12 protein-coding genes are annotated in these 14,549 nt (G+C 47.6%); 1 reads left to right on the top strand and 11 read right to left on the bottom strand.

Features of this window, described 5'->3' with window-relative positions:
• Positions 1 to 37 precede the first annotated feature (37 nt).
• Positions 38 to 961, top strand: a complete 924-nt coding sequence (locus SHK35_RS08525; protein ID WP_318704256.1) for a hypothetical protein — start codon at positions 38 to 40, stop codon at positions 959 to 961.
• Here the strand turns inward: SHK35_RS08525 and SHK35_RS08520 are convergent.
• The 11 genes from SHK35_RS08520 to SHK35_RS08470 all read right to left on the bottom strand — a co-directional run bounded on the left by SHK35_RS08520 (position 916) and on the right by SHK35_RS08470 (position 14,461).
• Positions 916 to 2,367 carry an N-acetylmuramoyl-L-alanine amidase family protein gene (locus SHK35_RS08520; RefSeq protein ID WP_318704254.1) on the bottom strand — a complete coding sequence of 484 codons (1,452 nt, stop codon included), beginning with the start codon at positions 2,365 to 2,367 and terminating at the stop codon, positions 916 to 918. The two genes, SHK35_RS08525 and SHK35_RS08520, sit on opposite strands and share 46 nt — an antisense overlap.
• On the bottom strand, positions 2,357 to 2,959 hold the full coding sequence (locus tag SHK35_RS08515; RefSeq protein ID WP_318704252.1) for a vacuolar family H+-ATPase subunit H: 603 nt from the start codon (positions 2,957 to 2,959) through the stop codon (positions 2,357 to 2,359). Before SHK35_RS08515 ends, SHK35_RS08520 begins: the two co-directional genes overlap by 11 nt.
• Positions 2,960 to 2,973: 14 nt before the next feature.
• Positions 2,974 to 3,465 carry a pantetheine-phosphate adenylyltransferase gene (gene coaD, locus SHK35_RS08510; RefSeq protein ID WP_318704250.1) on the bottom strand — a complete coding sequence of 164 codons (492 nt, stop codon included), beginning with the start codon at positions 3,463 to 3,465 and terminating at the stop codon, positions 2,974 to 2,976.
• 40 nt (positions 3,466 to 3,505) lie between these two features.
• Entirely contained in the window at positions 3,506 to 4,054 is a 549-nt protein-coding gene (rsmD, locus tag SHK35_RS08505) for a 16S rRNA (guanine(966)-N(2))-methyltransferase RsmD (protein WP_318709451.1), read from the bottom strand.
• A gap of 38 nt (positions 4,055 to 4,092) precedes the next feature.
• Positions 4,093 to 6,330, bottom strand: coding sequence for a DNA gyrase/topoisomerase IV subunit A (locus SHK35_RS08500; RefSeq protein ID WP_318704247.1), 2,238 nt, complete (start codon positions 6,328 to 6,330; stop codon positions 4,093 to 4,095).
• 44 nt (positions 6,331 to 6,374) lie between these two features.
• A complete protein-coding gene (locus SHK35_RS08495; protein ID WP_330638220.1) occupies positions 6,375 to 8,300 on the bottom strand; it encodes a DNA gyrase subunit B in 1,926 nt (641 codons plus the stop codon).
• A 250-nt stretch (positions 8,301 to 8,550) separates the two neighbouring features.
• On the bottom strand, positions 8,551 to 9,723 hold the full coding sequence (locus tag SHK35_RS08490) for a hypothetical protein (protein ID WP_318709449.1): 1,173 nt from the start codon (positions 9,721 to 9,723) through the stop codon (positions 8,551 to 8,553).
• Positions 9,707 to 11,914: an ABC transporter permease gene (locus tag SHK35_RS08485; protein WP_318709447.1), complete on the bottom strand. Its 2,208-nt coding sequence runs from the start codon at positions 11,912 to 11,914 to the stop codon at positions 9,707 to 9,709. The genes SHK35_RS08490 and SHK35_RS08485 overlap by 17 nt, the downstream gene beginning before the upstream one ends.
• Positions 11,915 to 11,919: 5 nt before the next feature.
• Positions 11,920 to 12,600, bottom strand: coding sequence for an ABC transporter ATP-binding protein (locus SHK35_RS08480; protein WP_318704239.1), 681 nt, complete (start codon positions 12,598 to 12,600; stop codon positions 11,920 to 11,922).
• The gene (locus SHK35_RS08475) at positions 12,597 to 13,793 is read right to left on the bottom strand and encodes a sensor histidine kinase (RefSeq protein ID WP_318704237.1); all 1,197 of its coding nucleotides are present in this window, start codon (positions 13,791 to 13,793) and stop codon (positions 12,597 to 12,599) included. The genes SHK35_RS08480 and SHK35_RS08475 overlap by 4 nt, the downstream gene beginning before the upstream one ends.
• Entirely contained in the window at positions 13,790 to 14,461 is a 672-nt protein-coding gene (locus SHK35_RS08470) for a response regulator transcription factor (protein ID WP_318709446.1), read from the bottom strand. Before SHK35_RS08470 ends, SHK35_RS08475 begins: the two co-directional genes overlap by 4 nt.
• Positions 14,462 to 14,549 lie beyond the last annotated feature (88 nt).

Here is a 14,549-nt window from a genome sequence, read left to right as displayed (position 1 = left end):
CTGCGGACATATATTGGTGGAAAGGAGCGTCCGCCTCATGAAAATTCTGTATACGCTGTTTTTTCTGTTTTTGACAGGCTGCATTTTAACCCATTCACAGATCAGCCTCTATTATGCGCTGACAGGTCTGCAGCTGTGGTTCCAAAAAATGATTCCCACCCTGCTTCCCTTTATGATCATCTCCGGCATCATGGTCCGCATGAGACTGACGGAAGGGTTTTCCGCCCTGCTCTATCCTTTTTTGCGTCCCTTATACCGGGTGCGGAAAAATGTGTGCTACGCCATGATCATGGGATTTTTGTGCGGCTTCCCCATGGGAGCGCGGGTGACGGCGGACCTGCTGTCACGCCGGATGATCACCCAAAGGGAAGCGGAATATCTGATGGCCTTTTGCAACAATATAGGTCCTGTGTATTTTTGCAGCTTTGTGCTGCCGCTGCTGCACCGAAGGCTGGTTTTGCCCTACCTGTTTGGCATGTATGGACTTCCGCTGCTCTATGGGCTTTTCCTGCGTCATACCAGATTCAGAGACCTTTCGCTGTCCACGCCGGAAAAAAAGAAGGAGAACCGTATCTCCTGGAAAAAGGAAAGCATTCTGGCGGAGGTTGACGATGCAGTCTCCGCTTCCGTTCAGAGTATTTTAAGCCTGGGCGGATATATGATTTTGTTCAATCTGCTGAATCTTCTCCCTCACATACTCACGGGAAGCCCCTTTGCTCCCACGGCTCCGATTCTGGAAATCACAGGCGGGTTAAATCTTTTGTCCGACAAGGCGCCTCTTTACAGCCTGCTTGCGCTTTCCTTCGGCGGGCTCTCCTGCATTGCACAGACCTACAGCTGCCTGAAGGGAACGGGACTTTCCATCCTGCAATACACCGGACATAAGGTGATTTTGACAGCCCTTGCCGCAGTCTATTATTTTCTGTGGTTCCTGCTGTCCCCCTCCTCTTTTCTGCGCTGACGTCCCCTTTTCCTCCTGCGCAGAGAAAGGCTTACGGCCTGGCAGGTCAGGATCATGGCAAACAAAAGTACCACAAACAAAAGACACAGCATTAAAAAGGAAAGAAAGCTTTGAGGACTTTCCTGTTCCAAGGCGTCTGCGCTGGCAGGCAGAAAGGTTTTGGTGCCGGGAGAGTCTGTCTGCTCTTTTTCAGGCTCCGCAAAGGATTCGGCCCCTTGTTCCTCAGCCTCCTCCCCGTACCAAAATTCCTGAAGAGACATCAGGCAGTTGCTCTTAGCAGGAACGTCAAACAGATTGTAGGCCCTGACCACCACAGAGGGCATGACGCCCGACGGAATGGTCAGGGATAGTGCAAAGGTATCCGTATAGGTTCCTTCCAGGGCGTTGCTGCCGGGCCAGGGATATAAGACAGAATAGGTTTCCCCACCGTCGATGCTGTAATCATAATAAAGCAGCGGGCTGTCATAATCGGCAGCCGTCACAGTCACAGAAAGCTCTCCCGTTTGATAGTCCGCATCCAGGAATTCTACGCTGCAAACATCAGGAGGCGTTTCATCCTTTAAGGTCTGCTGGACTCTTGCGTGTTCCTTCACTTCTGGCAGGGTTTCACTGAACCCTGAGTAATCCACCCCAAGCGCACTGCTGGAGAGGCCAAAATATTTTGCCACGCTTAAGGCGTCGGCTCTGCCGAGGTCAGCCCAGGACTTGCTTGTACTGCAAAAAGGAATATCCCTCTCCTCATCCACATGACAGTGCTCAATGATGACTGCCGGAATATTGAGCGCCGAAGCCTCTCTGATGATTCCGTAATAGTCCTTTCCGCTGTCATTTACCCTGGTCTTGACGCCTCTTAAAAAAAGACCCATGCTGTGCATTGTGTCAAGCTGTATACATCCGAATTGATAACCGTAGGCGTTGAAGGGTGTTTCCGCGGAAATCCAGACCTCAGAGCCAAACAGGTCGTGGCTGGGGGAAGCATTATAGTGAATGCTGAACAAAAAATCCGCGCCCACCGAAGCGGCAAATTCCGCCCTTTCTTTCAGGGATAAATCTACATCCTCTGTTCTGGTCAGATACACTTCCACATTGTCATACAGGCAAAGCTCGTCATACATGGCCTTTGCAGTGACAAGGGTCATCTCCTTTTCCAAAGCAGCGTCCTCCAAGGTCAGCCGGCCTTCTGCCGTTCCTTCATTTTCCCCGCCATGTCCCGGATCGATTACCACCACAAGTGTTTCGTCCACAGGCTGCACTCTGTAAGCGGCCTGCACCCTGGCACCCCAGAAAAAAAGAGCTGCGAGAACAGAGCACATTGCTGCAAAAAAGATTTTTCCATTGACTGGAACCCCTGACAGAATAAGCTGCCGCATCTGCGGCAGCCCTGATCTGTTTCTTTTATATAACATCAATATCTCCGGCTTCCTCCTGTTCTTTCACAGGCGCTTCCTCCAAATCCTCCTCTACAGGGTGCAGCTCGTTTCGGTTAGACTGGATAATGTCCCGGTATTGATTCAGGGAGCCTATCAAATTCTCATAATTGCTGCTTGCCGCCTGGGATGAGGAGACAATAATATTTTCCAGATGGGCCAGCATATCGTCCATATACTGCATGGCGGCAGAGCGCACATTGTTGGCCTCTATGGTGGCGTTGTCCAAAATTTCCTGAGCCTGTTTGCTGGCCATGGAAACCACCTCGTTTGCCTGAGCATAGGCCTGCTGCATGATCTCATGCTCATTGATCAGCTCGTTTGTGTGGACAGTGGCCTCGTTGATCAGAGCTTCCGCCTTGGCTCTGGCATCGTTTAAAATAGCTTCCTTGTTGCTGATAATTTTTTGATAACGCTTGATTTCATCGGGAGTTTTCATGCGCAGCTCGCGAAGCAGTTCGTCAATCTCATCCTTATTCACGATGATTTCCGTATTTGACATAAACTTCGGCTTGCAGCTCTCAATATATTCTTCTATCTCATCAATTAATTGCTCTATTCTGCTGCTCATCTATCCTCTCCTTGTCATGATTGATTGGTGTTGAATTTTTTATAAATCAGATCCGCTACAAAATCAGGCACGCACTGTCCAATATCTCCGCCGAAATAGGCGATTTCCTTCACGCTGGAGGAGCTTAGATAAGCGTATTCCAGACTGGTGGTCAAAAACATGGTATCCAGTCTGCCCTCAGACAGCTTCCGGTTCATCTGGGCCAGCTGAAGCTCATATTCAAAGTCCGTAATGGCCCGAAGTCCCCGCACAGCTATATGAAGATCCTTTTGGGCGGCATAGTTGATCAGCAGTCCGCTGAAGCTGTCCACCTCTACATTGGGCATGTCCTTTGTAGCCTCTCTCAGTATCTTAACACGTTCTTCCACAGAAAACAACGGGGTCTTGTCTTTATTATTGAGAACGCTGACAATCAGCACATCAAAAATTTCAGAGGCGCGTTTGATGATATCCAGATGTCCGTAGGTTACCGGGTCAAAGCTTCCCGGATAAACTGCTCTTTTCATACAATCCTCATTTCTGCGCTGTTTTATATAAAACCTCGCCTTACGCTTTTTTTAAAAATAAATGCCGGTTTGTTTTATAACGCTTCTCCCGTTCCAGGAAAAGCCCGCATTCCTCCAGCCAGGAAAAATCCGTATCCAGTGAAGTCTCTACGATAATCATGGTATTTTCCGTCACATATTTCCGATTGGAGAGAAGGGAAAGCAGATGTCTTTCATGTCCGCCTCCATAGGGAGGGTCCAGAAAGATAATGTCTGCTTCGGACTCGTAAATATTGCCTACAGCTGCAAGGGCATCCTGCTTTAATACTATAGCACGGTCCTTCAGTTTCGTAAATGTCAGATTTTGCTCAATGCAGGCTGCTGCTTTGGGGGAATTGTCAATAAAATAGGCTTTTTTTGCCCCCCTGCTTAAAGCTTCAATGCCGATGCCGCCGCTTCCGCTGTATATATCAATAAAAACACATCCCGGAATATGAGCCTGAATGATATTAAAAAGCGTTTCCTTGATCCGGTCTGTGGTAGGACGGGTTTCCATGCCTGCCGGAGTTTTTAAGGGAAGGCTTCTGGCTGTTCCCGCAATCACTCTCATGGGATAAATCTCCTTTTCTTATTTTGTGAGCCTCTGGCTTATACACGCAGCTTAGTCCCTTTGCCGTCACGCTTCCCCGCCTTTAAATGGTTCAGGACGATATTTTTCCCCTTATACTCCACAGAGGTATCTGCTGCAGGCTGGGTGTAGTATACATTTTCCACAAAATCCTTTTCCCCCAGCTTCATGCCTCTTACGCCGATGGCTCCCTTCTTTTTTTCGGGAATTTCCTCAATGGGAAACCGAAGGAAATACCCATCCTTTGTCTGCAGCACCACATTGCGCTGCTCCTTTAAGACTGCCACGCTTACGACCCGGTCCTGGTCGTTAAGCTTAGTGGCTGCCACGGTGCGCTTTGCCACATCGAATTCACTGCCGTCCACCACCTTTACCATGGACTGGGCCGTCACAAACAGAACCTGACAAAGATTCAGCATATCCTGGCTGGCAATCAGAAGAAGCTCTTCCTTTTCCGAGCTGAAATTGCTCACGTTGTCGATGGGAATCCCCTTGTCTCTAAATTTGCCGAAGGGCAGGTCCATAACCTTTATGGTGTAAAGCTGTCCCGTATCGGTGAACAGACAAATGCGGCCTGTATTTTTACAGGGAAAAACATATCTGTTTTCCGAATCTGCCGCCTCCTTATTTCTCTCATAGGTGATCATGTCAATGGTTTTGGCATAGCCGAACCGGTCCATAAGGAACATTACTTCCATTTCTTCTATTTCCTTTTCCTTATAGACAGCCTCCTGCCCGTTTTCAATGACCGTCCTTCTCTTCCTGCCGTATTCCTTTTTCAGGGCGTTGAGCTCGTTTATGATCACCTGAGCCATGGAGTCCCTGCTCTCCAAAATATCCTCATACCGATAGATGTTGGCCATGGTTTCCTCATGCTCGTGAATGAGCGCCTCAATCTCCAGTCCGATCAGCTTATACAGGCGCATATCCAGGATTGCGTTCGCCTGCTTTTCCGTAAACATCAGCTGCTGCGCCATGATTTTGGACTCTCTGGATTTGAATTTGATTCCTTCGGTTTTTCCCTCCACCAGGCAGGCCTTAGCCATGGCGCGGTCCTTGGAGCCTCTGAGAATTTCTATGATCAAATCAATCACATTGCAGGCTTTTATCAATCCCTCCTGCACTTCCCTGCGCTCCATTTCCTTTGCCAGCAGATTGGTGTACTTTCTGGTGGCTGTCTGAAACTGAAAATCCACATTGGCCTTGATAATCTGCTTTAGGTTCATGGTTTCAGGACGGCCCTCATAAATGGCCAGCATGTTCACACCGAAGGTGTCCTCCAGACGGGTTTTCTTATATAACAAATTCACAAAATTTTCCGGGTCTGCATCCTTTTTCAGCTCAATGACGATCCGGATGCCCTCCTTGGAGGACTGATTGGAAATATCCACAATATCCTGGGTCTTTTTGCTTTCGGAAAGGGCCGCCACATCCGATAAAAACTTTGAGATATTGGCACCGATCATGGTGTAGGGAATCTCTGTGATCACCAGGTTGGTTCTTCCGCCCTTGGCCTTTTCAAACTCCACCCTGCCTCTGATTTTAATCTTCCCTGTGCCGGTTTCATAAATGCTTAGAAGCTCATCCTTATTTATAACAATGCCGCCGGTAGGAAAATCAGGCCCCTTCACATAGCGCATCAGCTCCTTTACGGTAATATTTTCATTCAGCATATAGGCTTTAACCGCATCGATGACTTCAGAAAGATTATGAGGGGGGATGTTTGTTGCCATACCCACTGCGATTCCCTCGGAGCCGTTGATTAGAAGGTTTGGAATCTTGGCAGGCAGAACCGAGGGCTCTTTTTCCGTCTCGTCAAAATTGGGAACAAAATCCACCACATCCTTATCCAGGTCTGCCAGAAAGGCTTCCTGGGTGATCTTCTGGAGACGCGCCTCCGTATAACGCATGGCAGCCGCCCCGTCCCCCTCGATATTGCCGAAATTGCCATGGCCGTCCACCAGGGGAAGCCCCCGCTTAAAATCCTGGGTCATCACCACAAGAGCCTCATAAATAGAGCTGTCTCCGTGAGGATGATATTTACCCATGGTGTCTCCCACAATACGGGCGCTTTTTCGGTAGGGTCTGTCATACCGGATGCCCAGCTCGTGCATATCATACAGGGTTCTTCTCTGTACAGGCTTTAAGCCGTCCCTGACGTCGGGAAGCGCTCTTGCGATAATAACGCTCATGGCATAATCGATAAAGGATTTCTGCATTTCCTCGGAATATTCGGTCTTTATGATTCTATCATTCATGTTTTCCTGTATTCTCCTGATTTATGAACTTACATAAGCTTTCGTCAGATGTCTAAAGCTGCGTCCGTGGCATGGTCGTAAATAAACGCCCTGCGGGGAGGCACATCCGTACCCATCAAAAGCTCTGTCATCTCGGAGGCCATACGGGCATCCTCAATTTCCACCTGCTTTAACAGTCTGGTTTCCGGGTCCAGAGTGGTTTCCCACAGCTGCGCAGCGTCCATCTCTCCAAGTCCCTTGTAACGCTGCAGAGTAAAGGGTCCCTTGTGGGTCTTTCTGTATTTTTCCAGAGCCTTGTCATCATACAGGTACTGCTCCGCTCCCTTGGCGGGCATGGCCTTATAGAGGGGCGGCATGGCGATATAAACGTGCCCCTCAAAAATAAGCTCAGGCATAAAGCGGTAAAATAACGTGAGCAGCAAAGTGGATATATGGGCGCCGTCCACATCCGCATCCGCCATTATGATGATTTTATCATAGCGCAGCTTTGTAATATCAAAGTCATTTCCGTAGCCCTCGGAAAAGCCGCAGCCGAAGGCATTGATCATGGTTTTGATCTCTGCATTTGCCAAAACCTTGTCAATGCTGGCCTTCTCCACGTTCAGGATTTTGCCCCGGATAGGCAGGATGGCCTGATACATCCTGTTTCGGGCCATTTTTGCACTTCCCCCTGCAGAATCGCCCTCCACGATAAAGATTTCGCATTTAGAGGGGTCCTTGGACTCGCAATTTGCAAGTTTTCCGTTAGAATCAAAGGAAAACTTCTGCTTTGTCAACAGATTGGTTCTGGCTTTTTCCTCGGTTTTCCGAATTTTGGCCGCTTTTTCCGCGCAGCCGATAATGCTTTTTAAGGTTTCCAGATTCCGGTCGAAAAACCGCGCCAATTCATCGTTTGTCACCTTTGACACTGCCCTTGCGGCGTCCTGATTGTCCAGCTTTGTCTTTGTCTGTCCCTCAAACCTGGGGTCTGGATGCTTTATGGAAATCACTGCCGTCATGCCGTTTCGCACATCCGCTCCCGTAAAATTGGCGTCCTTTTCCTTCAATATATTCAGCTCTCTGGCATAAGTATTGATCAGATTGGTGAAGGCGGTCTTAAAGCCTGTCAGATGAGTGCCCCCTTCCGAATTGTAAATATTGTTGCAGAAGCCAAGCACATTCTCGTGAAATTCATTTACATACTGAAAAGCGGCCTCAACGGAAATGCCCTCGCTCTGGGCTGAAAAATAAATCACATCGTGCAGGGCTTCCTTGGATTTGTTCATATCCTTGATAAATCCGATGATCCCCTCCGGCTCGTGAAAGGTTATGCGCTCAGGCACCTCCTTGCGCTTGTCTTCAAAAATAATCGTAAGGGCCGGATTCAAGTAGGCCGTCTCATGAAGGCGGCTTTTTACGTCATCCTCCTTAAAACGTGTTTTATCGAAAATGGTATCGTCCGGCAGAAAGTTAATGGTGGTTCCTGTCTCCCTGGTCTTTCCCACCACAGGCAGAAGGCCTTCTTTTAAGTCTACTATGGGAACTCCCCGTTCATACTTATCCTCATAGATCAGGCCGTTGCTTTTGACTCTTACAGTCAATCTTGTGGAAAGAGCGTTTACCACAGAGGACCCCACTCCGTGAAGGCCGCCGCTGGTTTTGTAAGCGGAGCTGTCAAATTTTCCTCCGGCGTGAAGGGTGGTAAACACAAGGCGCTCTGCGCTGACGCCCTTTTCGTGCATCCCCACCGGAATGCCTCTGCCGTTGTCAGATATTGTGGCGGAGCCGTCCGCTTCCAGGGTGACGGTTATGGTGTCGCAGCAGCCTGCCAGATGCTCGTCCACTGAGTTGTCTACAATTTCATATATCAGATGATTTAAGCCCTTGGTGGAGACGCTTCCGATGTACATCCCGGGACGTGTTCTCACTGCCTCCAGTCCCTCCAGCACCTTTATGCTGGAAGCGTCATATTGCTTGTCTGTATTTGCCATGTTTCCTCTCATTCTGCCGCGTGAGCGGCTTTGTAATCAGAAGGAACTTTGTGCGGTAGCACAAATTCCGGATTGAAAATTTTAATTTTCAATCTTTTCTCTCCAATAACATAAAAATATGTTTGATTCCCCGGCCTGTGGGAAAATGGCCGTAAAGTCATATGAAGTTAGTATACCACATATTTTGCGGACAGAAAAGAAAAAAAACGCCGCGGCATCTGTTTGAATGCGCCGCGGCGTTTTAAAGGGCTTATAAAGAGGGAATGGTATATTTCCTGTAATAATGGTGCCCGTCCTTTTCAATGATTCCGGAAAAGCCGTCGTCCTCCAAATGGCGGAGCTTCATCTGCTCCTCGTTTTCCCTAAAATGCAGCACCCATAAATCCTGTGTATCCACATCAAGGATATAGCCATATTGCTGTGCCTTCCACAGAAGGAGGTTTCCTACGCATTTCCCATCCCATATGATATTGTCTTCGGCAATGAAGGGCACCCATCCAATTCTTTCAAAGGTATCCTCCCATTGATAGATTCCGCCCAGGTTTTCCCTGAGGGGTCCCCGCTCGCTTAAATAAAAGACTCCATTGCTCTCCGCTGCAAAAACCACGGGCTTTTCCAGTTTGACGCTTCTTTTTATGGAATGGGAGGCTGCGTCATATTGGCATAATGTCTGCTGCCCATCCTCATCCTCCTCGGCAAACCAGACTCCGGCCGCCGATTCGCTCACGCAGGCAAGGCGGTTTTTTGTCTCATAGAGCACCTCTGTTTCTCTTGTGAGCAGGTCTGTTCTGGAAATTTTATAAACCCTTTCCTCTGACGCTTCTCCCGGAATACTGCTGTCATCTATATAGAGCACAAGCAGTTTTTCATCGTATCCGTAAAGCATAGGAAGTACAAAGCCGGTACAGGAGAATACCTCCCAAGGCTCCTCTTTTGGATGCAAGCCCACAAGGGAAAAACCGTCTGTGCCAAGCAAAGAAACAAAAAGCCAATCCCCGTGAGGAAAAGTGCTGTACAAACTTGAAGAAACCTCCAGCAAAGGAACAGCTTCTCCACTCCAGGGTTGAAAGTAAAAGGTCTTAAGAAGATCCTGACCTGCAGGATCATGCCTAAAACAATAGTATATGCCTTCCGTTGTGCTTCCCCGATAAGAAGCATTGTCTGGGAAATTCTGTATCTCCCGTTCTTCTATGTGCCAATCCGTCCGGTATTCCAGAATATCTGCTGTTTCAGAGGAGGACATGACAGCTTCCGATTCTGCATCCTGAGAAACTTCCGCACCCTCCTCATCTGCCTCGGTATTCTCTGCAGTTTCCACTGCAGTGGAAACCTCTGATTCACTGGATGTGCAGCCGGTTAATAGCAAGGCAGCAAGCAGAAATAGAACTATTCTTGTTTTTATCATGTCAATACATTGTATCATCCCGCAAGACCTCCGCCAAATTGATTTTACGCAGATTTCGCCAGCCAAGATAATAGGCCAGTGTCACTGTCCCCAGAATCGCCAGCATAAAAACAGCAACAGGAATAAACGGAGCCTCGGCGAGAAATACTCCGGCCTCCAGATAACTCATTCGAAGCATATACCACACGGCAAGCACTGCAAGGGGCAGCGTAAACAAAATGGGACGTACTGCAGTCATAACCCCTTCGATGCAAAACATTTTTCTGATTTCTGCCGTGGTCATTCCAACGGACATGTATCTGGCAAATTCTCTTCTTCTCTGACGAATAAACCCAAGGGTATTGGAAAACACATTACTGATGCCAATGATTGCAAGAATAACACAGAAGCCGCCAAGTATCGTCATCATTCCATGTATCTGCTTTTCATTCGTCTGATATTCCTGAATGCGGTTTTCACTTTCTATGTCATATTTCCCGCCGATCAGCTGATTGATTTTTTCCTGCAATGTGTTCAATTCCTCAAGCGTCACATTTTCCCCGGCAAGAATGCGAATATAGGTATCTTCCGTAGCTGCGCCCAGCTGTTCCTTGAGTTCTGTCCATAAGGACACAGGCATAAAATGCACAAGCTCATAATAATCAAGGGTTGCATATTCCTCTCTTAAAACAGGAACCTGCGCTGTATACGCCAAAACAGAAATAGGAACCGTTATTTCTTCCTTGTGTGACCGCTGCAGAACGCTTACGGCATTTTCCTTTATATAAGGCATATACCGTGGGTGTCTGAAATCGGGATTTGTCACATCACGAATCCGATTTAAAATAACCGCACCGTCAAGCCTTGGCGCAGCGCCGATCTGTCTGCAGTAAGCCAAGAAGCTTTCGTCGTCCAGAATCACAATGGGCGCGTTTACCACCCATCCGCCGTCCGTCTGTATTACATCATTGGCGGAAGCCGGAAGGAAGCCGCCGCCTGCTTTCAGCTCTTCGCTCATTTCTTCCTCTGCTATTCTTCTTTTTGCCGCCGCTTTTTGATACACCACAACGCTTTCTGCTCCCTCAAGAGCCTGTATTTTCTCCGTTTCCTGGAAGGAATCCACCTCCGTGTCCTTTACGGTAACCATAATATCCCAGGCATCCTGATATTTTTCAAAATAAGTTTCTCTGGTGCTGATTCCTGAGAGGGTAAAAAAGCACTGCATAAGTGTAAAAGCCATAAAAGATAAGATCAGGGAGAAAGAAGCCATCCGCCGGGCTTTTTTCTGTGCTTTTAAAGCATTGCCGGCCAGTTGGCCTTCCACGCCCCATAAAAAGGTAAGAATTGGGGAATTCCGCTTTCGTTTCAGCTGCAGCTCCCCCGGATTTTTGATGGCTTCCAGCGGCGTCAGCCTGCTTAATTTCCGGGCAGGCAGCCATGCGGAAATCCATATGGTGACCACCGTTACAAGCAAAGTAAACAAAAAAACCAACGGATGATAGCTAAAAACCGCTTCATGTCTGCCTGCCGCACTGCTTCCCAATCGGTTTGCCATTTCCAAAAGCCCCCAGCTGGCCCCAATGCCAAACAGGTTTCCGGCCATGACGGGCAAAGCGCACAATAGGGCAGCTTCCTGCAAAAGGCATACCCGTATCTGCTTTGGGGTGGCACCGATGCTGGAAAAAATACCAAACTGATGAATCCTTGCGTTCATGGATACGGCAAAGGCATTGTGAATTATCACAATCAGTGAAAAGGAGGCCATGACCGTCACCAGGATAAAAAAAGGGAAGGAAAGCCTGGGGGATGTATCCTGTGAATCTCGAATCAGGTACATGGCCAGAAGCTCGTAGTTGTAAACAATGGATTCCGGTGAAACTCCTGTCAGCCCGGCAATTTGTAAGGTATCCTGAAAGACAGTTCTCATATCGTCAAAATAAAGGTCTATCACGATTTCACCGTCCGCAGATTCCTCTTCATTGACCACAGCCTCCTTAATACTTGCAAAATTTTTGATCACTTCTATGTCTTCTTGATCAAATTCGCCCACAAGCCTGCTCTGCCAGCCGCCCTCCTCCAATTCAATCCGCTCGATATCATACTTCCATGCGTTATAAAACAATCCGCATAACAAGGATAAAAGCAATGCCGAAAGAAAGGCCGCCATCATGATGGAAATACTGGACGAAGGGTTGTTTTTCATATAATCTGATGAATAATCCTTCCACATATTCATTACCTCCTCAGCTCATCGCTGATTATATGACCATCCTCTATCGTGATGATACGGTCTGCTTCCAAGGCCGCCCTCTCATCATGGGTAATCAGCAGAATGGTCTGCTCCAGATTACGGTTTGAGAGCTTCAGCATATCCATAATTTCTTTGGAATTTTTCTGATCCAGATTTCCGGTGGGCTCATCTGCCAAAAGCAATGCGGGACGGTAGATCAAAGAACGGGCAATGGCCACTCTTTGCTGCTCTCCGCCCGACAGCTGGCCCGGCAGGGCGTCAAGCCTGTCGGAAATCCCAAGGGAGCCCACAATCTTTTCAAAATATTCTTTGTTCGGCTTCTTCTTGTCAAGCAAAAGGGGCATTAAAATATTTTTTCGGGCGGTCAGTGTGGGAATCAAATTATAAAACTGATACACAAGCCCTACCTTTCGACGACGGAAAATCGCTGCCTGGGTTGGATTTAATTTGGAAAGATCCGTTCCCTCTATAATCACTTTTCCCTCTGTGGGCTTGTCTACGCTGCCCAGAATGTGCAGGAGCGTAGATTTGCCTGAGCCGGACGCTCCGATAATTGCCACAAATTCCCCCTTGCCTACTGTCAGGTCAATCCCGTCCAGCGCCACAACCTGATTCCTGCCGGAGCCATACACCTTGCGGACTCCTTCACATGTTAAAAGATTCATTGACTGCTTCCTCCTGTATAAAACCGAATTTCAAAACAAGCGCCGCCCTCCGGCATATTTTGGGCCCGAATGGTTCCATTTTGGCGTTCAATAATTTCTTTGGACAAGGAAAGCCCAATTCCTATGCCTCCTTCTCCTGCATTTTTCCCTCGATAAAACCGCTCAAAAAGATGGGGAATATCCTCCTTGAAAAATCCTTTGCCCTCGTCCCAAATCAATATTTGTGTATAGAGAGGGTTCTGTTCATAAAAGCAGTGAACAGTTCCGCCCCTGTTATGCTCCATACAGTTTTTCATTAAATTGATCATCGCTTCCATAGTCCAGTCCAGATCGGCTGTGATTGCCATCTCTCCCCGCTCTGGAATGTCGATGGAAGTGCCGGACGCGGCAAATAATTCCTGTAAATTATCTGCCGCAAGAGAAAGTACCGTAAAAACATCAATTTCCTCCCTTTGCAAAACCAGGGTGCCGGCATCAAGCCGTGATAAAACAAGAAGGGCCTCTTCCAAATGGGTGAGTCTCAAAAGCTGCTTTTGAATCTGTTCCAGGGATTTTTGGCTGTATTCCCTTTTCATAGTCTGCACAGATAAGGATATGGCTGTAATCGGCGTTTTTATTTGATGGGCAATATTAGACAGATTTTCTGCAAAATTATTTTTCGCCTGTACCGCCGCATCTCTTGCCTGATAGAGAAACGTCACCGTCTTGTAAATTTCATCTTCCAATTTAGAAAAGTCGTCCTCCCTGTGGGCAGAAAGAATGACTGCTTTTCCTATATTCACCTGTTCTAAATACTCCGCCAAAGCCTGAATGCGCCTGGCTTCCATTTTATTTCGATACAAAATGGTAAAGAAAAAAAGGAATACGCCTGCTGAAAATCCCGATAGGGAAAACAAGACATTCTGCCGGTAAGCCGATTGTGAAAAATCCGATCTGCGGTACCCCAATGGAGACAAAATGTCTCGCTGTGCCAAGCCGTGGGCATTTGCACTGATATATTCTTTGAGCGCAGTCAAAACCGCGTCCTCAGCTTCAGGTTCTTCCTCTAATATTTCGCTGCAGATGCCATTCAGCAGGTCAAATTGAAGGCCGCTGTAATACCGTGAAACCAGCATGACTGCAAGAAAGGACGCTGCCAGGCTGACAGATAATACAAATGCAGCAGTAACAAAAACTGATTTTCGTCCGCTCATAGGGTGTCCTCCATACGGTAGCCCACACTTCGGATGGTTTTTAAGCAAGGCGGCTGATGTAATTTATCCCGCAGCCGCTTCATGGTGACCGTCAGGGTATTGTTATTTACATAGCTGCCCTTCACATCCCAGACCTGCTCTAAGATTTTTTCTCTGGTAACCGTCTTTCCCTTGTTTAGCATCAAATACAAAAGCAATTCATACTCCGCCGCGCTCAAATTGATTTCCTCCAAATGACAGGAAACGGTTCTGCTGTTCTGGTCAATGAAAATCCCGGCACAGGAAAGATACTGATCTGTGACGTTTCGGGTTCTGCGAAGCAATGCCTGAATTCTGGAATACAATACTTCCAGTTCAAAGGGTTTTACTACATAATCATCCGCACCGTTATGAAATCCGGCCACAATATCACGGGAATCTCCGCGGACCGTAAGAAAAATAATGGGTAATTCCTTCCATCTGCTTCGAATCCATTGACACAAGGCATCCCCATGCCCGTCCGGCATATTCCAGTCAAGCAGGACAATCGTTGGCACATGAATTTTCAAAGCCTGCCTGATCTGTGCAATGGTACTGTATATCGTTACCTTTAACCCTTTCTGCTCCAGATATTCTTTCACATTCCTTGCAATATCAGGGTCGTCCTCTGCATAGTATAATTCAATCATTCTGCTTTCACCTCACTTATTATTATAACAGGGAAAGGTTACAATTCAGTGACTGCTTTCGTTAAAAAATGCTCTAAGCCGCATCTCT

The organism is Candidatus Acetatifactor stercoripullorum (assembly GCF_944382095.1).
GTDB classification, from domain to species: Bacteria; Bacillota; Clostridia; order Lachnospirales; family Lachnospiraceae; genus Acetatifactor; species Acetatifactor stercoripullorum.
The sequence above is the reverse complement of the archived record's forward strand: the minus strand, read 5'-3'. Positions and strand labels throughout refer to the sequence as shown.